This is a genomic window from uncultured Pontibacter sp. (assembly GCF_947492645.1).
GTDB lineage: Bacteria > Bacteroidota > Bacteroidia > Cytophagales > Hymenobacteraceae > Pontibacter.
Genome location: NZ_CANLMZ010000003.1, coordinates 151178 through 168929 on the forward strand (window position 1 = coordinate 151178; position 17752 = coordinate 168929).

Here is a 17752-nt window from a genome sequence, read left to right on the forward strand (position 1 = left end):
CTTTCTTTTTGGCCGGCTGTTTACCTATAGTCTTACTTGTCTATACTTATACTTTTTGCTACACTATCTGGCAAAGTGCTTCCTCCGTCTTACAGCCTATACTTTCATTTCTGGCTTTTTTGCTCTCCCAGGCCGGAAGGCCTCGCCTTTGCGCATCGCCCTGTTTATTGAAAGCTGTCTCCGCGCTGCTCCGGCTGCCCTGCGGGCACCGCAACAATAGAAGGCGCGCAACACAAAGGCTGGATGTATGAATTCTTCGCAGGCAGCTTCTACAACTGGTTGGCTTGGGTTTTCCTCTTCGGAGGGGCTGGGGTGGGTTTATACCTTCGTAGAGACAGGTCGCGACCTGTCCAAGGAACGGCAGCAGCTATGACCCTTATACTTTGGTTAAAGCGACAGCAACAATTCCCCAGCTCGCAGCGGCAGGGCTGGTTAGTCCCGGAGCTGAATAATTTAGAATTTACTTAACCAAATGCTTTAACGGCTTGCAATTTTCTTTCACGCTAGCCCCTATCACCTGTCCATCGTGGCTAAACTCCAGGTGGCAGCATTCCATAAACAAAGCTTTTAGTTTTTCGCGCCCACGTTGCACCCTGGATTTTGCACCGGAGTATGAAATACCTAAACGCTCGGCAATTTCTTTCTGGCTTACTTCTTCCAGTTCGCTCAGGCGTAGTGCTTCGGCATATTCTGAGGGCAAAAGAGCAATGAGTGGCTCTACCAGGGCTTCTACATCATGGCGGGTTTCATCAGGCAACTCTCCCTCCGTTAACTCCAGATCAGCTATATTTTCGCGGCGGCTGTTCTCCCTGAAAAAGTCGTACACAGCATTGCGCGTAATCTGGTACAGCCATGCTTTTGTGTTTTTCACCTCCTGCAGCTGTTCGCAGTTCTTGTAAACTTTCAGGTAAAGCTGCTGCAGTATGTCGTTAGCCTCGTCTTTATCTACAATCCGTTTTCGAACAAAGCCTTTTAGCTGAGCTTCGTAGGCCAGAAACACAGGTGCCACCGCAGAGCAACTGTCAGCGGCGGGGCTAAGGTTATCGTTGGGAGTGGTGCAGCAGTTTTCCATACTTAAATAAACGAAAAATACTGAAATAATGCAGCAGCGACAGGTATAAAATACACCTGCCGCTAACGCTACAACTATGTTTTATTTTGTACTAAATGGCTGCTGTTTCTGGCTTTGCGGTTCTGGCATTTGCGCCTTCGCCGTATATGGTGGCTTCTCCAAAAGTATAGAACGCTTCCCAATCCACGCCCTGCGGGTCTGTTATCCAGGATTTTTCGGACTTAGCGTAGCAGCAGGTGCATTTTCCTTCTTCTCTTATCTTGCCTTTGGCTTCTTTTAAACGGCTGTATACTTCGGCTAATTCTTCCTCGCTTTCAGCTTGTATACCCAAGTGCTCAATGCCCGCATTCTCGGGGTGTAGCGAAATGGCAAAGTTAATTCTTGGGTCCTCCAGCATCCACTTGGCATAATCTTCTTTATGCACGGTAGGCGTAGTGCCAAACAAAGCAGTATAAAAAGCTACAGACTCGTCCAGCTCTTTTACTCTTACATTAACGTGAAATCTTTTCATGGCTTATCTTCTTTAAGGATTTTCTTTTAGATTACACCTTGATGACGGAGCCACTCTTAAAAAGACGCAGCCCTTTGCAAAAAATTTACAAAGGGCTGCGCGATTGAAGAAATACGATAAAGTTTCCGCTATGGAATGTTTTTTACAAACACGACCTGTTGGGTATCGCCCTTGATTATCTGATTCATAAACTCCAGGTATTTCGGGTACAGCTCTTTGCTGTAGCGCCCCTTATCCATTTGAAGAACGCGTACATAAGCCACATTTTGTCCATCTACTTTTATACTTGTTCTGTATTCGCCAAACTTAGACTTAAACACAATGTCCTGGGGCTTATGCTCTAATGTATAGCCAACCGGCAACTCATACGTTATACTATCTACATCCAGGAACGACAGCGTACGGATCACATCTGTTTTACGATTCTCTAAAGGCTCAGGAGCGTAGGACCACTTGTTCATCAGGTTAGTGGTTAAGAACATGCGCTTCCCGCTAATGGTAGCACTCTGCCGAAGGTCCAGTTCCAGTTTCTCTGTCACAGAGGGCAGCTTGGCCTTCTTTTGTTCTAGTGTAAAATTGGTGATCTCAAAAGATGGTAACTTAGTCTGCTGATAGATCCATTTTCGCTGCTCATCAGGTTTAAGGTTATGTAATACATCGCTGCGCGACTCCTGCTGAAGCCCCGTGTATAGCGTAGTTACTGACGCCTTGCCATTTCCTTTTTCGTCCAGTTTTACCTTTACAGCACGACGCTGCACGTTATCGGTGGCAGTATAATCCGGCGTTTTTATCAGCTTACCTCCCTCTGGCGTTATCAACAAAGCGTGTCGGCCACCTGTGTGGCTGCCTGCATAGCCTGCTGCCACATTCTGGCTCGTGCACTCCAGCCAAATAGTATCGTTGGCAGTAGGCACATAAAGCACCACGTGGTTAAACTGGCTGCTCGGGAAATCAGTTAGGATATCAGACTCCCCACCACCTGCACGTATCAGCGCCTGGTACGAATTAACGCCTACTGTTTTAAGCATGGCCTGCGTGTAATTCGTTAAGGCTTTGCAGTCGCCGTAGCCCTTGGTATCTACAAAACTGGCCTCAAATGGCTGCCATCCTCCTATTCCTAATTGTATAGATACATAGCGTGTTTTACTTTGCAGGTAATCATACACTTTCTCTATCTTTTCTTCGGGGGTTTTAGTTCCCGCTACCATGGCTTGCAGCTTCTGTGCAGTTTCGGCTGGCAGCACATCACGCCCCTGGTTTAGCTTATCGATAAATTGGCCGTAGCTCTTCCAGCTTTCCATGTTGCCCTGGTAACCGTCTACCTCAAACACAGTCGGAGCAGTTCTTACCAAGGGTACCATGTCTTTTAAATCCGGCCCATAAGGCTCTTCTCTAACCGGCTCCAGGTTCTTTACCTGCCACAGGTATACATCATGTGTTGCAGTAGCCTCCTGTTTTACCTTTTCCGGGAGGTTAGCCTCGTGGTAGCGCAGCTTCATTCCCTTGGGCATCTCTACCCGCAGAAAAGCATTCTCCACCGACAGGTTCTCTTCATCTAAGGGGTACCACGTTGGGTAAAACATCAGGTTTTTAGATATTTTCTGATATTCGTACTCTACCGTGAAAGGGTAAACAGGCATACTTAGGTTGGCGATTTTTATCCTGTTATCATCAAACAAGGAGGCATCAGACACGGCGCTCACATCTTTGATATCGCTGTTTTTAAGTTGCTTTACCTTTTTGCCATTTGCATCATAAAGCGTACCCTTTATATAAGATACTTTGCTAAGCTTATCGTAGGGTATGTACAGTTTGGCGCGGTGCTCGCCATTGGCATTAAGTATGGTAATGGTTGTTTTGAAAGTGGTGGTGGCGCTGTTGATGGCCGTAACTGTAAAAACTGTTTCTTCGGAACGAATAATAGCATTCGATTTTTGCTTTGCTTTATCATCGGCATTACCTGCAGCCATACTTCCGGGTACATATAGCAAGCTCACCAAAAGAAGGGCTAATGTGTAGACGTGTTTCATATCTTGGAGTATTAAATTTATACTTTATGCATAATGCCTTTTACAGTAATGTTACTGTAAAAGGCATTATGCATCTGTTGGCTTTGTTTCTGATTAATTACTTGCTGAGGATTTTTTGATCACTATCTGCTCTGCATGTTTAGCAACAATCTGGTTGTAAAACTCTTTCAACATAGGGTACTCCGGGGCAAAGAACACAGCTTTGTTTATATTGATCTTACTCATTACCTGTATCTGATTGCCCTGCTTTTCTACCAGGTACATAAAGCGGCCGTGCCCTTCAGGTAAATTCACAGCTACATTTTTTGGTGCTTCATCAATTTCGTAACCTTCTGGTATGGTAAAGCTGCAAATAAATGTTTCATCTATTGGCGTAGCAAAATCAACAGGGTAAATGCGCTCTTCCAGCTTAAACGGGTTTTCTTTTTCGCCGTGCCCCATCAGCGGGTTAAGGTAAATCACATCGTTAATATGGCCGCTGCCGCTTGCTGTTAAATCATAAGTAATATCGAGGGCCTTATCAACATCTTTCAGGTTACTGATTTGAGGTTTGCCTACTTTTAAGTTTCCTACTTCCTTGGCCAACTTCTCCATATACTTGTCTTCGCCATCTTCCAATATCGATTTGCGCATGTACAAGGCATTGTACCCACCAGCCGATTCTTTACCGGTGCCTTTCATTTCACCGTCTTTGGCAATGGTTAAGTTGGCGCTAAATAGCTTCGTGTATTTAGAAGCAGGGGTAATATTAACCCAACGCTGATCATTTTTCTTGATAAGTCTGCCGATACCGTTAAGGCACCTTACAGGCAGCATCCCTGCCGGCAAAAGCGGCTCTGTTGCATCAAGTAAAAATTCTTTCTCCCCGATTTTAACGTGCGATACAACATAATTAAACTTCGTGATCATAGGCGGCCCCTGGCGTACCATTCCATTTTCGCGGGTACTTAGCAATACTGGTGCTGCATCTAAACCTGCCTCCAATAACATGGATGTCATAAGCAGGTTTATTTCTGCAGCGCTGCCTGTGCCTGCATCGTATACTTTACGGATGGGGTCTTTTGTGTAGATGCCATACTTACCGTTCCAGGTCATGCGCTTTTGCACTAAGCTGAAGATGGCATTCATCTGCTGCACAGGCTCTTTGTTGCCGGCCAGAACCGGGGCTAAATCTGCTTTAAAGAAGTTGCTTCGGTTTAGCTGTGTCCCAAAGTCCTCGTCCTGCAGCAGCTTTTTGGTAACATCGTCCCAATCGCCTGTCATGGTGCGGACAGGCTGGTTAGGGTACCTTATCCGCTCCAGCTCGAATTCTATTTTAGACTGATAATCGTTTAAGGTAGTAATGTATTTTTCGCTTTTTAAGGCAGGCACATCTTTCATAACCCAGTAGTACTCGCTGTTGAGCATGTTTGTCTGACTGTTACTGGAGTTGCTTTTCTTCGTATCATCCAGAGCTAAATAGCCCTGCATCAAAAATTTATAATCATAATACTCTGGTATTTCGGCGCGATACTCGCTGTATACCGTTGGGATAGAATGCTGAAATTCCCACTCACGCATCGTATAAATAAAGTCAGAATGGACTGTGTAGTTTATGTCCAGCACAGAGCCCTCTTTTACATTAGGTAAAGTAAACTTCTTCAGATACCTGTTATCTGTCTGCTTTTCATCAAACACATCTTTCGACTCCAGCTTATCTTTTTGCTCTTTGCCGTCTACTAAGTTAAAGGTGTAGGCTTTTATGTTAGACACCCGTTCTTTTGTAGTGCCTTGTATATAATATGGCACCGACACGTTTGCCCAATCGTAACCGGATTTCTTTAGAATTTTGATACGAATATGACGTTCGAACACTACCTGAACATTGTTGTTGAAGGCAAATTTGGTTCTGCCAAAATCATAAAGTATAACAGCCGATGCACTCGTGTCCTTGGCATATGACTTCATGGTAAGTTCGGCTTCGTCAACCTTGCCAAACTTTTTAGGAGAGCCTTGAGAGTAACCTGAAAGACAAATTAAGAGCAAGAAAGAAATGAGGGTAAAAGTTTTAGCTTTCATAGGCAAATAGTATAAATGGTAAATTAAACTGCATGTTAAACCATGACTCTATCCGCCCTAAAGATCCTTCAGAATATATAGATTCATATTTCAATCTATAAATAAACAGATATATTCCATTTTTGACAAATTAATACCCGAATTTTACCAACATAAAGTATAAATCCAACCGGCAGCATAACAAATGATGTACAAACGTAACTAACGGTTATAGCCCAGTCAGCCTCAGCAGCTTAACCCAAAGCCTCATCAGAAACCCTGATTGATTAACTTTATTTATACTTGTATTGATGCTGCTACCGACTGTTAAAGGATACCTGCAAGAGAAGCAAAGTATAAATACCGATACGATGGCAAATTAACAGAAAAGGATAGTGAGTTGGTGAAGAGTGGCAACGGAGGGACATACCAGAGAGGTAGCTGTAACAGCTTATGCAATCTCAATCTACTCTCCATGGAACAGGAGTTCATTTGATTTTAGTCGAATTTCAGGATTATTAACCTAAAAGCGCAGGTTCTGTTGCAGTTTATTCTTAAAAAATAAACGCCAGGCTGCTAGCATGGCGCAAGTATAGGAATATACTGTAAAAAAGAAAAAAGAGGAGCGGCAGCAAAGGGTGTGGCAAGGTTTGGTGCTGTCGCTCCGCTTTATACTATAGGAAGGATGAATAATTTACTTTGTTTTTCCAGAAGTCACGGCAAGCCTCGCGTTGTTGCTCTATGAAAGTTGCGTCGCGTTTTAGTTCTTTCCAGTTACCCAAACCTAAGCGTTCACATAACCTGTAAAAGCTATCTCCCTGATTTTTTTGCCCTTTTACCTGCACCAGACTGCTAAGCAGGGGTCTGCCTTTTTTATACTCACTCTCTGATATTTCATCAATTACCTCTGTCAGCATTGATCTTTCGTATGAGTTTTCGAGATTAAGTCCTAGCTCGGCTTCGTAAATGAGGTTTTGGAAGGTCATCAGGTTAGCCCTGCCGCGAGCTACTTGAATGAGTTTCTTTCGTACGCGTGTGTTCATAATGTGAAAAACGGTTTAGAACAGGCAATTACATGTAACAAGTTATGCGCTTGAAAATGTGGCCTATATAGTACAATTAAAGATATATATATTGTTTTAAACGTATTTCCGGGAGAAATAGTTTCAGAAGCGGTGCAATTTTGAAAGTATGAAACTAAGCTGCAGCAACTTAGTTAGTTGGTTTGGCAGTAAGTGCGCGGGGTTGCTTCTCTGAAAGGTACTTCCAGTAGCGCTTTGGCACATGCCGTAAGTGCAGTTTTGGGTTTTTACGCTCCGGTATGTTTACATGATCAAAGTATACTTGCCACAGTTGTTTATACTTGTCTTCTTCCTCTGAAAAGGCATTTGCAGGTACTGTGCGCTGCTGCTGTGGCAGCTCCAGGTTAATGAGCGAAACCGTATGCAGATCGTAGTAGGCGCCATACTTGCGCTGTGTATCATAAATTGCCCACCGCTGGTCAGCGTAACGCTTCTCAAAGTGCTGAATTATCAGAGGGAGCACGTTAAAATCCGGAGAGATAGTGGCGTAGTATAAATTATCTTCTGTTTTCTGGAAACGGACAAATGCCTCCATACGGTGTTTTTCGCGGAACATTTGCTTGGCCACCTGCTGCACCTGCAACACACAAGGCGCCGCATAATTATCTTCTATGTTTTGATCTGTGCTAAAAACTAACTTAATGTAGCTAAAAATCAGCATCTCGAAGCCGGGTTGCTCCCATAGGTAAGTATGGTATAAGGCCTTAAGCGCACTTACTGATAGCTTCTTCTGGAGGCCTTTCCATACCCTGCTCACCTTTTCTTCGTCGGTAGCAACGGCAATGGTTTGGCCAAACATGATGGGCTGTGCCAGCTGCTCCTGCTCTATGGCGGTAGGCCATGCCTTGCGCTCATAAGCCTCAAACACCACCGTCAGCAGTCCTTCAAAAGTGCCGTCATAAGTATAAAGACACATAGCTTAGCTGTTACTGATGGTTGTTTGCGCTGTTCCTGCCTTTTTCGCCTGCCTCTGTCTGCATTCTGGCTGATAGGTTCTTAAGCTGCGGCACCAGCATGTTCAGTTTGCAGTAAAGGGATACGCGGGCTACTTTCTGGTTCTTTCTCATAACAATAACTTTTTTGGCTTGTATGGTTGGTTTCGTATTAGCTGGTTTGTTTTTACTCGATGCCATGGTACTAAACTTTATATCATCCTGCGTTTTTAAACAGGTCTAGCTGCTGTGTCAGCAAGGTGCTTCTAACAGAGCCATCCCCAAAGAGGATGCGGTTTTTCAACGTGTGCGAATCAAAGTCCTGGCGGTACATGCTCTTTGTCTGGCAGGTAATAAAGTACTTTGCCCGTTTTAGCACGACGCCCATCTGGCGCAGGTTCTCAAAGTTGAGCGGGGTGAACCTTCTGGCAGATACAATCTTCTTTGCGGACTTTACCCCGATGCCCGGCACACGCAAAATCATCTCATAATCGGCTGTGTTCATCTCCACCGGAAACATGTGGCGGTTGCGTAGCGCCCAACCCAGCTTCGGATCGATGTCCAGGTCCAGGTGCGGGTTTTGCTCATCCACAATCTCCTGCACATTAAAACCATAAAAGCGCATCAGCCAATCGGCCTGGTATATGCGGTTCTCACGTATAATGGGTGGCTCTGTAATAATGGGCAATCTGTTGTCGCTGCTGATGGGTACATAGCCTGAATAATACACACGCTTCAGGCTATAGTCTTTGTACAGTTGGTTAGATAACTGAAGGATCTGATGATCGTTCTCTGCCGATGCCCCTACTATTAGCTGCGTACTTTGCCCTGCCGGCGCGAAAGCCGGAGCAGACTTAAACAGCACTTTTTCTTCCTTTGCCTGTATCAGCTGGTTTTTTATGCTACCCATCGGCTGCAGTATCTCCGCATAATTTTTCTCGGGTGCCAGTTGCTGCAAACTCATTTCAGATGGCAACTCAATATTCACGCTTAATCTGTCGGCATACAGGCCTGCTTCTTTTATAAGCTCGTCGCTGGCGCCGGGTATAGTTTTCAGGTGTATGTAACCGTTAAACTTCTCTTCCTGGCGCAGCTTCTTAGCTATCCGCACGAGCCGCTCCATTGTATAGTCTGCATTCTTAAAAATGCCTGAGCTAAGGAAGAGCCCTTCGATGTAGTTGCGACGGTAAAAATTTATGGTGAGGTCTACTACCTCCTGCACCGTAAAAGCGGCACGTTTTATATCGTTGCTTTTGCGCGTTACACAGTAGGCACAGTCAAATATGCAATGGTTGGTAAGCAATATCTTCAGCAACGAAACACAACGGCCATCTTCAGTATAGCTATGGCATATTCCCATTCCCTCTGCATTGCCCAACCCCTTGTTCTCATTTTTGCGTTTACCACCGCTAGACGAACAGGAAACATCATACTTGGCAGCATCTGCTAATATCTTTAGTTTCTCAGTTATTCTACTATCCATTTTCTTAACGCTTTGTAGGTAAGACGGTTTAAAGATACAACAACCGCCTTACATCACCCAATATTATTAGCATTTATTTATCAACCATGTTATCAACACCCTCTTGTTTGCTAACAATATTAGCAATTAATATATCTTAAACATTGCCCTAAAAGCGCCCCAGCACCTAAAAACAACACGAAGCGCCACATGTACACAGATAAATCGTTATATTAGAAAGCTTTTTTAAAGCCTGGCTTTTCCACACATGTACTTATCGCACCCTTTTGTAAAATTGACGCTCCGCACGCTACTGGCAAGTGCGCTGCTACTCTTTACCTGCGTGTGTTATGCACAGGACCCTATTACACCTAAACAGGACACAGCAGCCCTTAAAACCGATACAACTAAAATTAAATTTGATGAACGCCTGCTGGAAAACCTGAGGCGCATGTCGGAGCGCAAAACCATAATGGGCAAACTGCTGGACGCCATACTTGTGTTTGACAGGAAGTATGAGGAAGTATATGGCCTGGATGCCGAATTGATACAGCGGGAGTATGAACGGCACAATTATAAAGTGGTGAGAAAGCTGGATATTGTTACACTAGATGCCTTTGGCTACTCTATACACGACTCTACGCGTACCCCACGTAATTTTCTGGAGAAAGCCGGTAATGCCATACACATTAAAACCAGCCGGGGCTTGGTGCGCAACCAATTGCTTTTCAGAAGAAACGAACCGCTAGAGCCACTTGCCCTTGTAGAGTCGGAGCGATTGCTGCGCCAGACAGATTATTTACTGGATGCCCGCATTATCGTGAACGAACTTACCACCGATGATGACAGCGTAGATGTATTTGTGATAACTAAAGACGTTTTTAGTTTAGGCGGTTCCGGCTCCTACTCCCCGTCATCTGGCTCGGGCAGGATATCGTTGCGTGACCTTAACTTTTTGGGCCGGGGACACCAGGTGCGCGGCACGTACAGGTTTAACATGAACCGGCCACGCCCCTGGGAAATATCAGGAGCATACTCTGTACAAAATATTGGCAGGACGTATGTTGGAGCCGACCTGGTATACACCAATGAAAACTACTACAAGGAAAAAAGCGCCTACCTGCGCAGAGACTTCTTCTCTACTAATACAAAGTATGCCGGTGCCGTTGGCTACGCCGCCATAGAGGAACGTTTACTTGTGCCGCCCGTAGCAGGTGATACCATTGCTTTATTCGATGACCTGAAGTATAACCGGACAGATGTATGGCTGGGCCGTTCCTTTAAGTTTAAGTCTTACCACCTGGGGTACGAGCCGCGAGGCCGCCTGATCTTAGGCCTCCGCATGATAGACACCGACTATACCCTCGCTCCTACTGATAATTTCCAGAGCAATGTACTTACCCTGGCTAGTGTAGGCTATAGTGTGCGTAAGTATTACAAAGACCGCTACTTGTTTGGCTTTGGTAGAACCGAGGATATCCCTGCCGGTGCGCTAGTGTCGTTTACTGGCGGCTACGAAAAGGGGGCCAATACAGAGCGGCAGTATTTTGCCGCGTCAGCCTCTTTTGCCAGGTACCGCACGCACTCCGGTTATTTTTACGGCAGCGCCACCTGGGGCTCCTTTATCCGCGACGACAGATGGGAACAAGGGTTAGTGGAGTTTGAGAGTTTATACTTTACAGAGCTTAAAGAATGGGGCAATTGGAAGCTGCGCCACTACATACAAGGCAGAGGCACGTTTGGCATCAACCGCAACCCTGAAGAGCTGCTCGCCATCAACAACGAAAGTGGCCTGCGCGGTTTCCGGTCTGAGTTGCTGCGTGGCTCGCGCCGCGTCACGTTTAACTATGAGGCAAACCTGTACACACCGTTCACTTTATTGGGCTTCAGGTTAGCAGGCGTGCTGTTCGCTGATATTGCCTGGCTGTCGTCGGGCAACAAAAGTTCTCCATTTAAAAACACTCCTTATCGCGGCTATGGCCTTGGGGTCAGGTTCCGCAACGAGTACCTCTCCTTCAGCACGATACAGATATTACTGGGCTATTACCCTAAGCTCCCGCCCAACGAGGATTTCGATAGTTTCAGAATCCTTGAGTCATCGCGCCCGTACTATGACTTTACAGACTTCAGGTTTGAGCGCCCCGGCGTAGCAAACTTCCGGTAAGCCAGGCATACTTATACTTGCCTGGCCAGCGTCTGATTGTAGTATGTATAACCGCTTAAACAAGCACATTTTACCTATGGAAAAACTAAAAGAGAAATCTGAATACGATGGCAACCCGGTAGGTTTGTCTAAAGATACAGCCACTAAAATGGCATCTGAACTTGACCGCCACCTGGCGTCGTTAATCACACTTTACAACCAGTACCACAAGCACCATTGGGTGGTAGAAGGCCCTCAGTTCCGTGACCTGCACCTGTTTCTGGAAGAACACTATACCGAAGTGCACGAGCAGTACGACGCAATTGCAGAACGGCTTACCGTTATGGGCTACTGCCCTACCTGCCACCCAGCCAGGCAACTGGAGCTAACCTATATTCAACATGAAGAAGAAGGCGTGTTCAGGATAAGGGAGATGCTGCAGAAAGACATGGAAGACGAAAAGCAGATTGTGGTAGAGTTGCGCAAAAGTATAAAGCTGGCTTTTCAGCACGATGATTTTGCAACCAAGGCCCTGCTGGAAGGCATCCTGTTAAAAACAGAAGACAGATGCCACCACATTGAGCACTTCCTGGGCGAAGACAGCCTATCTATCGGCCTGACCACGAAGCCGGAGGATATACTGGAAGAGGATACGCAAGCAGCACCAGGCAAAAAAGCCCCTTTGCGTGCAGGCACTAAAAAGGCAGCAACCAAAACCAAGGCATAAAAGTCTCCTTGTTTCAGTAAAGTATAAAGGCAGCCCCGCAGGCTGCCTTTATACTTTATATACTATTCATAATTGTAATTTAAGTATATTAAACTTACTCATATGATTTAATGAATGGTCAAATCTAAAATACCTATCTCTAAAAGCTTAAATTGCTGATACCATTTTTTTCTAAAACGCGCTTCTGATATTTTAAAAATACTTTACAATTGATTAAGGAAGAGATAGATTTCCAAAATTCTGTGCCCCCTTGCTCATAAAGTACGCATCTGCTTTATATAATAATAATTTAGGTGCTTCATAGCTTTTTCGCTTTTGCTTCATATTACCTTTTTCTTTCCAGGCTATATTATTTGAGACAAGTTTGAAGTAAATTACGATTATGAATTATTGCACTTACAAATATTTCAGAATTGTACTGCTACTAGGTACAACTGGGCTATCAACATTAAGTTGCGATAGTAAAGCGCAGCCAGGGAACCGGAACGATGAAACTATCCAGTTTGCGGATGTTAACTATCTAAAGGAAGTTGCTGATCAAGCATATCAAAACAAGGAATTCGACAAAGCTAAATCTTTTTATTCAAAGCTAATCAGTTTGGATTCCCTGAGTGGTGAATACTATTACAGAAGAGGCGTTAGTTATGCCCATTTTTACGACTTTGAAAAGGCCATTGAAGATTACAGTAGATCGGTTGAGTTAAGCTATAGAGTACATGATAGTTACTATAATATGGGCATTATATATTACATCATGTTTATGAATGATTCAAAGGCGATAGATTGCTTTAAGAAAGCACTTGAGGCGGATCCAAACTCCAAGGATGCCGCCGAAATGTTGGAGTCAATTTATCAGAAAGTAAATTAATATACTGAAAATGGCGCTTTACCACAACCTGTTTTATTTGGTATATAGTTTTCTGAAAGGGCTCGAAAGCGGTTATAATTATCAGAATCGTACCAACAGAGTATTGTTTTCAATTTTTATCATCAGTTACCTAGAAATTTCAAATCTCGTATCTATAAATCCATCCCTTTTTCAGGGTGAAGTATGGCTATTTTCTTTTGCTACTTTATTGTTAATTAATTTTCACCTCTTCTTCTACAAAGAAAAATATACAAGCATAGTTAAGAAACAGCAAGAGAAATCTAATAACACATTAAACTATATTAGTGCAACATATATCATTGCAAGTGCTATTGCGCACTTATATATAAATGTTTTTAATTGATTGACACCTTGGTATTTTCGCATTAAGACTTAATCAATTCCTGCTAAATCTATGTGTATTCGGCCGGTTGGTTCCGAATAAGGTAAATTAATGAACTCACAAAGGCTGGTGAATTGCGGAATTCAGCACTTCTGCTTTGCACTTTCTAAGATTATCTTTCTTTCTCTTCCTACTCTTTCACCTCCCCGTAGTTTTCCGGAGGAACAGAAAAGGTAAGTAAGATAGCACAAACAACGTGTAAAGGCGCCTGCTTAGAAACGAACAGTTTAATAATTTGCTGAGATGGCTCCCTTTCAACACTATATAATTTATACTTTACAGCTTTTATACACCGGCACCCTACTTATCAGTTATTTGTACTTTCAGCACAGTACGCTTTTTACTAGCTTTGTAAAGCAGCACTTTATACTTTAACACAACAAAGATGGTAGCATTAGGCGATTATAACGAACTGGAAATTGCACGCGAAGTAGACTTCGGCGTTTACTTAACTTCTGAAGACGGCGACATCCTGCTTCCAATGAAATACATACCGGAGGGAGCCCGTGTGGGAGATAAAATCCGTGTATTTATTTACCGCGATTCCGAAGACCGCATGATCGCCACTAACCTGACGCCATACGCTACCGTTGGCCAGTTTGCCTGCCTTACCTGCACCGATGTAACACCTTTTGGCGCGTTCCTGGATTGGGGCCTGGAGAAAGACCTGCTGGTGCCGCTAAATAACCAGAAAAACAAAATGCAGGTAGGCAAAAAGTACTGCGTGTATTTATACTTAGATGATGCCTCAGACCGTGTGGTAGCCACATCAAAGCTGGGCAAGTTTCTGCAAAACGAGAATGTTGAATTAACGGAAGGCGAGGAAGTACAACTGTTGGTGGCTAGTTTTACAGATCTTGGTATTAAAGTGATCATCAACAACGCCTATATGGGCATGCTGTACAGAAACGAGGTTTTTAAAGACCTGCGTATCGGCGATACCGCAACCGGCTACATTACGCACATCCGCTCTGACAATAAGATTGATGTAAGTCTGCGCAAGCCCGGCACTAGTCTGAAAGCGGAATCAGACGAAGCATCTGAGAAAATAATGAGATTATTGCGCCAAGGCAGCGGCTGGCTTCCCATATCTGATAGCAGCACCCCGGAAGACATCTATAAATTACTGGGCATGAGCAAAAAAACCTTTAAGCGTGCCATAGGCGGTTTATACAAAGCCGGGGCCATTACCATCTCTGAAGACAGCATACGCCTGACAAAAGAATAAACCGCTACTGTGCACCCTCTACAACCTAACCTTATCTGATAACCTTTAAAAGCTGCGCACTACACCCGCGCAGCCTACTGTAATGTTTTACAAGTTATTCTCGCTTGCAGGTATACTCTGCACCCTATCCTCAGCTGTTTATGCCGGCAACGGTCATAATGGTAAGTCTTCGGCTAAAGTAAAAACAACAAAAGCTGCACGCACCGCCCTGGCTCCTGTAGTAGATGGAGTACTGGAACCCGAAGTATGGCAAAACGTGACGCCGGCTACCAACTTTATAAATTACGACCCGCATAACGGCAAACCCTCTTCTCAGAAAACAGAGGTGTTTATGCTGTATGACAACGATGCCATTTACATAGGTGCACAACTCTACGATACCGCCCCCGATTCTATACTTACCCAACTTGGCGAACGCGACTCTGGCGAGAATAACGCGGATATGTTTGGTGTGTACCTGGATACATACAACGATAAGCAGAATGCCTTTGCATTTCTGGTGTCGGCGGCAGGCGTGCAAACAGATATAAAGATATCGCAGGGTAGCGAAGACCGTTACTGGGACGCGGTGTGGGCAAGCAGCGTAAAGCGCAACGAACAAGGCTGGACAGTAGAGGTAAAAATACCTTACGGTGCCCTCCGCTTCCCGAAAGCACAAGTACAAACCTGGGGCGTAAACTACATGCGCATTATCCGCCGTACCCGCGAAAAATCATACTGGAACCACGTGGACAATGCCGTTTCAGGTTTTGTGAACCAAGGGGGGCGCGCCATTGGCATCGAAAGTATAGAATCGCCGGTCAGGTTGCAGTTTACACCCTACGTATCTGGGTATGTAAACCATTTCCCGTCTGATGTGGCAGGCAAAAGCAACTACAGCTACTCCGTTAATGGTGGCATGGACGTAAAGTATGGCATAAACGATGCCTTTACATTAGATGTAACCCTAATCCCTGACTTCGGCCAGACACAATCAGACAACCAGGTGCTGAACCTTTCGCCGTTTGAGGTAAAATTTAACGAGAACCGGCAGTTTTTTACCGAGGGTACAGAGCTGTTTAACAAAGCAGGCTTATTTTACTCTCGCCGCATAGGTGGCACGCCCATCTTATACAACCAAGCCAGAAGCTATTTAATTGATGGCGAAACGCTGGAAGAAAACCCGGGCACAAGCAGCCTGGTTAACGCGGCAAAGGTATCTGGCAGAACCCGCAAAGGATTGGGTATTGGTCTTTTTAATGCGATTACCCGCAATATGTTCGCAAAAGCCAAAAACGAAAGCGGCGAGACAAGAGAGATATTAACCGACCCGTTAACAAACTACAGCGTTTTTGTGCTGGACCAGACGTTGCGCAACAACTCCTTCGTAACCTTTACCAATACCAACGTAACCCGCTCCAAAGGTTTTTACGATGCCAACGTATCAAGTATAAAACTGCGCTTTGCTGATAAGTCCAACACTTACGCAGTAAGTGCAGGCAGTAACCTAAGCCAACTGTTCGGGAAGTATGATGGAGAAGATGTCACCCTGGGCCACCAGTACAACATAAATCTGGCAAAGATAAGCGGCAACTTTCTGTACAGCCTGAACCACAGCGTAGAGTCTGATACCTACGACATAAACGACTTGGGTTACCTGCAAAACAACAACGAGGTAGCCACATCGGCACAGGTAAACTACAACTTTTACCAGCCTGTCTGGAAATTCCTGACCTGGAGCAACCGCCTGAGCGTAAACCACAACATGCTGTATGCACCACGCAAGTTCACTAACTGGAGCTTTGGAGGCAGCCACTCGGTAAAGTTCCGCAGCTTTACCAGCGCCTATTTTAACTGGACTGTAAGGCCGGGCAATGCCTACGATTACTTTGAGGCACGTGCTTTTCCGGCGGTTTACATCAGGCCTGCTGCTACAGAGGCTAACATAGGCATCTCCACAGATTACCGTAAGCGCCTGGCCCTGGATGCATCGTTGGGCCATTGGGAGTCGGGTAAGTATAACCAAAGCGACTGGTGGGGAAGTTTTAGCCCACGCTTTAGAGTAAACGATAAGCTGCTCCTGATAAACGGTAACGACTACAGTATTAACAGGCATAGCATTGGGTATGTAAGAGACCCGGAAATGAAGAGCCCTCAAACATTCTTTGCAGACCGCGACCTCAAAACGCTTACGACAACACTTTCTGGTGCCTACATCTTTAACGAGCGCACGGGCCTTACGCTGAACATGCGTCACTATTGGTCCAGGGCAGAGAATAACTGGTTTTACTACCTGCAGGATAATGGCAAACTGCTGCACATTACCGCTGAGCAGGACCCTGAACAGTCGCGATTCAGGGATATTAATATAAATTACTTTAACATCGATTTAGTGTACAGCTGGCGCTTTGCACCTGGCAGTGAATTACGCGTAGTCTGGAAAAACGCGATACAGGATAACAGAGATAAAGTAAGCTCGCAGTACTTCGATAACCTGTCGCGCACCATGCAGGCACCGCAGAATAATAATTTTTCGGTAAAGCTTTTATACTTTATAGACTATATAGCCTTAAAAAACGTACTTTCTGCATAACCCAAAAAAATGCAGAAAGTTAGAAGCGCACTTATTGCCGGAGCCAGCGGTTTAGTTGGCGGTCATTGCCTGGAGTTGTTGCTCCAGGGCGACAGATACAGCCAGGTAATATCGGTAGGTCGCCGTGACCTGCCCCTGATACACCCCAAGCTAGAGCAAAAGAAGGTAGATTTTAATAAGTTGCAAAGCTATGCAGCCGACCTGGATGTAGATGATGTATTCTGTTGCCTGGGCACGACCATTAAAAAGGCCGGATCTAAAGAAGCGTTTTACAAAGTAGACCACACATACGTAGTAGAGCTAGCCAAGCTTACAGCGCGTAAAGGTGCCGCTCAGTTTGTGGTGGTTTCGGCTATGGGCGCTGATGCGGGTTCTATGGTTTTCTACAATAAAGTAAAAGGCGAGATGGAGCGCGATGTACAGCAGCAGGGCTTTGGTGCTGTGCACATTGTAAGGCCTTCGTTGCTTTTAGGCGAACGCGACGAGCACCGCACCGGCGAGGCATTTGCAGCTAAAGTAATGAAACCGCTGAGCAGCCTGATGGTAGGGCCATTAAAAAAGTATAAACCCATAGAAGCCGAAACAGTAGCCCGTGCCATGGTGTATGTTGCTTCGCAGCAGCAGCAGGGCGTTCATATTTACCCATCAGATGAAATTGCCGCTTTAGGTACTAAACTGTAGCCTG

Annotated in this window: 15 protein-coding genes; 7 read left to right on the plus strand and 8 right to left on the minus strand. The window is 45.0% G+C overall.

Annotation, left to right across the window (positions count from 1 at the left end; all coding sequences use genetic code 11):
- Nucleotides 1-247 precede the first annotated feature (247 nt).
- Nucleotides 248-373 carry a hypothetical protein gene (locus Q1A23_RS03490; protein ID WP_299819552.1) on the plus strand — a complete coding sequence of 42 codons (126 nt, stop codon included), beginning with the start codon at nt 248-250 and terminating at the stop codon, nt 371-373.
- Nucleotides 374-460: 87 nt separating this feature from the next.
- Here the strand turns inward: Q1A23_RS03490 and sigZ are convergent, their stop codons facing one another.
- The 8 genes from sigZ to Q1A23_RS03530 all read right to left on the minus strand — a co-directional run bounded on the left by sigZ (nt 461) and on the right by Q1A23_RS03530 (nt 9147).
- Entirely contained in the window at nt 461-1072 is a 612-nt protein-coding gene (gene sigZ / locus Q1A23_RS03495; RefSeq protein WP_299819554.1) for an RNA polymerase sigma factor SigZ, read from the minus strand.
- 91 nt (nt 1073-1163) lie between these two features.
- A complete protein-coding gene (locus tag Q1A23_RS03500) occupies nt 1164-1583 on the minus strand; it encodes an ArsI/CadI family heavy metal resistance metalloenzyme (protein WP_299819556.1) in 420 nt (139 codons plus the stop codon).
- A gap of 128 nt (nt 1584-1711) precedes the next feature.
- On the minus strand, nt 1712-3613 hold the full coding sequence (locus tag Q1A23_RS03505; protein WP_299819558.1) for a DUF3857 domain-containing protein: 1902 nt from the start codon (nt 3611-3613) through the stop codon (nt 1712-1714).
- A 93-nt stretch (nt 3614-3706) separates the two neighbouring features.
- Entirely contained in the window at nt 3707-5671 is a 1965-nt protein-coding gene (locus Q1A23_RS03510; RefSeq protein WP_299819560.1) for a DUF3857 domain-containing protein, read from the minus strand.
- A 653-nt stretch (nt 5672-6324) separates the two neighbouring features.
- Entirely contained in the window at nt 6325-6693 is a 369-nt protein-coding gene (locus tag Q1A23_RS03515; protein ID WP_299819562.1) for a hypothetical protein, read from the minus strand.
- A gap of 169 nt (nt 6694-6862) precedes the next feature.
- Complete coding sequence (locus Q1A23_RS03520; protein ID WP_299819564.1) at nt 6863-7648, minus strand: TIGR03915 family putative DNA repair protein; 786 nt, start codon at nt 7646-7648, stop codon at nt 6863-6865.
- A 10-nt stretch (nt 7649-7658) separates the two neighbouring features.
- Nucleotides 7659-7865: a hypothetical protein gene (locus tag Q1A23_RS03525; protein ID WP_299819565.1), complete on the minus strand. Its 207-nt coding sequence runs from the start codon at nt 7863-7865 to the stop codon at nt 7659-7661.
- Between the two features lie 16 nt (nt 7866-7881).
- Nucleotides 7882-9147, minus strand: coding sequence for a putative DNA modification/repair radical SAM protein (locus Q1A23_RS03530; protein ID WP_299819568.1), 1266 nt, complete (start codon nt 9145-9147; stop codon nt 7882-7884).
- Nucleotides 9148-9394: 247 nt separating this feature from the next.
- Between Q1A23_RS03530 and Q1A23_RS03535 the strand changes: the two genes are divergently transcribed.
- The 6 genes from Q1A23_RS03535 to Q1A23_RS03560 all read left to right on the plus strand — a co-directional run bounded on the left by Q1A23_RS03535 (nt 9395) and on the right by Q1A23_RS03560 (nt 17748).
- Entirely contained in the window at nt 9395-11290 is a 1896-nt protein-coding gene (locus Q1A23_RS03535) for a hypothetical protein (protein WP_299819570.1), read from the plus strand.
- 76 nt (nt 11291-11366) lie between these two features.
- A complete protein-coding gene (locus Q1A23_RS03540; RefSeq protein WP_299819573.1) occupies nt 11367-11996 on the plus strand; it encodes a DNA starvation/stationary phase protection protein in 630 nt (209 codons plus the stop codon).
- A gap of 382 nt (nt 11997-12378) precedes the next feature.
- A complete protein-coding gene (locus Q1A23_RS03545) occupies nt 12379-12864 on the plus strand; it encodes a tetratricopeptide repeat protein (protein WP_299819576.1) in 486 nt (161 codons plus the stop codon).
- A 788-nt stretch (nt 12865-13652) separates the two neighbouring features.
- Complete coding sequence (locus Q1A23_RS03550) at nt 13653-14495, plus strand: S1-like domain-containing RNA-binding protein (protein WP_299819579.1); 843 nt, start codon at nt 13653-13655, stop codon at nt 14493-14495.
- Nucleotides 14496-14577: 82 nt separating this feature from the next.
- Nucleotides 14578-17067, plus strand: a complete 2490-nt coding sequence (locus tag Q1A23_RS03555) for a DUF5916 domain-containing protein (RefSeq protein ID WP_299819582.1) — start codon at nt 14578-14580, stop codon at nt 17065-17067.
- A 9-nt stretch (nt 17068-17076) separates the two neighbouring features.
- Entirely contained in the window at nt 17077-17748 is a 672-nt protein-coding gene (locus Q1A23_RS03560) for an oxidoreductase (protein WP_299819585.1), read from the plus strand.
- Nucleotides 17749-17752 lie beyond the last annotated feature (4 nt).

Coding starts and splice junctions, on each gene's coding strand:
- Q1A23_RS03520 (WP_299819564.1), bottom strand. CDS start 7,648: ATGTGTCTTTATACTTATGACGGCACTTTTGAAGGACTGCTGACGGTG.
- Q1A23_RS03555 (WP_299819582.1), top strand. CDS start 14,578: ATGTTTTACAAGTTATTCTCGCTTGCAGGTATACTCTGCACCCTATCC.
- Q1A23_RS03500 (WP_299819556.1), bottom strand. CDS start 1,583: ATGAAAAGATTTCACGTTAATGTAAGAGTAAAAGAGCTGGACGAGTCT.
- Q1A23_RS03535 (WP_299819570.1), top strand. CDS start 9,395: ATGTACTTATCGCACCCTTTTGTAAAATTGACGCTCCGCACGCTACTG.
- Q1A23_RS03545 (WP_299819576.1), top strand. CDS start 12,379: ATGAATTATTGCACTTACAAATATTTCAGAATTGTACTGCTACTAGGT.
- Q1A23_RS03505 (WP_299819558.1), bottom strand. CDS start 3,613: ATGAAACACGTCTACACATTAGCCCTTCTTTTGGTGAGCTTGCTATAT.
- Q1A23_RS03550 (WP_299819579.1), top strand. CDS start 13,653: ATGGTAGCATTAGGCGATTATAACGAACTGGAAATTGCACGCGAAGTA.
- Q1A23_RS03540 (WP_299819573.1), top strand. CDS start 11,367: ATGGAAAAACTAAAAGAGAAATCTGAATACGATGGCAACCCGGTAGGT.
- Q1A23_RS03525 (WP_299819565.1), bottom strand. CDS start 7,865: ATGGCATCGAGTAAAAACAAACCAGCTAATACGAAACCAACCATACAA.
- Q1A23_RS03510 (WP_299819560.1), bottom strand. CDS start 5,671: ATGAAAGCTAAAACTTTTACCCTCATTTCTTTCTTGCTCTTAATTTGT.
- sigZ (WP_299819554.1), bottom strand. CDS start 1,072: ATGGAAAACTGCTGCACCACTCCCAACGATAACCTTAGCCCCGCCGCT.
- Q1A23_RS03560 (WP_299819585.1), top strand. CDS start 17,077: ATGCAGAAAGTTAGAAGCGCACTTATTGCCGGAGCCAGCGGTTTAGTT.
- Q1A23_RS03530 (WP_299819568.1), bottom strand. CDS start 9,147: ATGGATAGTAGAATAACTGAGAAACTAAAGATATTAGCAGATGCTGCC.
- Q1A23_RS03490 (WP_299819552.1), top strand. CDS start 248: ATGAATTCTTCGCAGGCAGCTTCTACAACTGGTTGGCTTGGGTTTTCC.
- Q1A23_RS03515 (WP_299819562.1), bottom strand. CDS start 6,693: ATGAACACACGCGTACGAAAGAAACTCATTCAAGTAGCTCGCGGCAGG.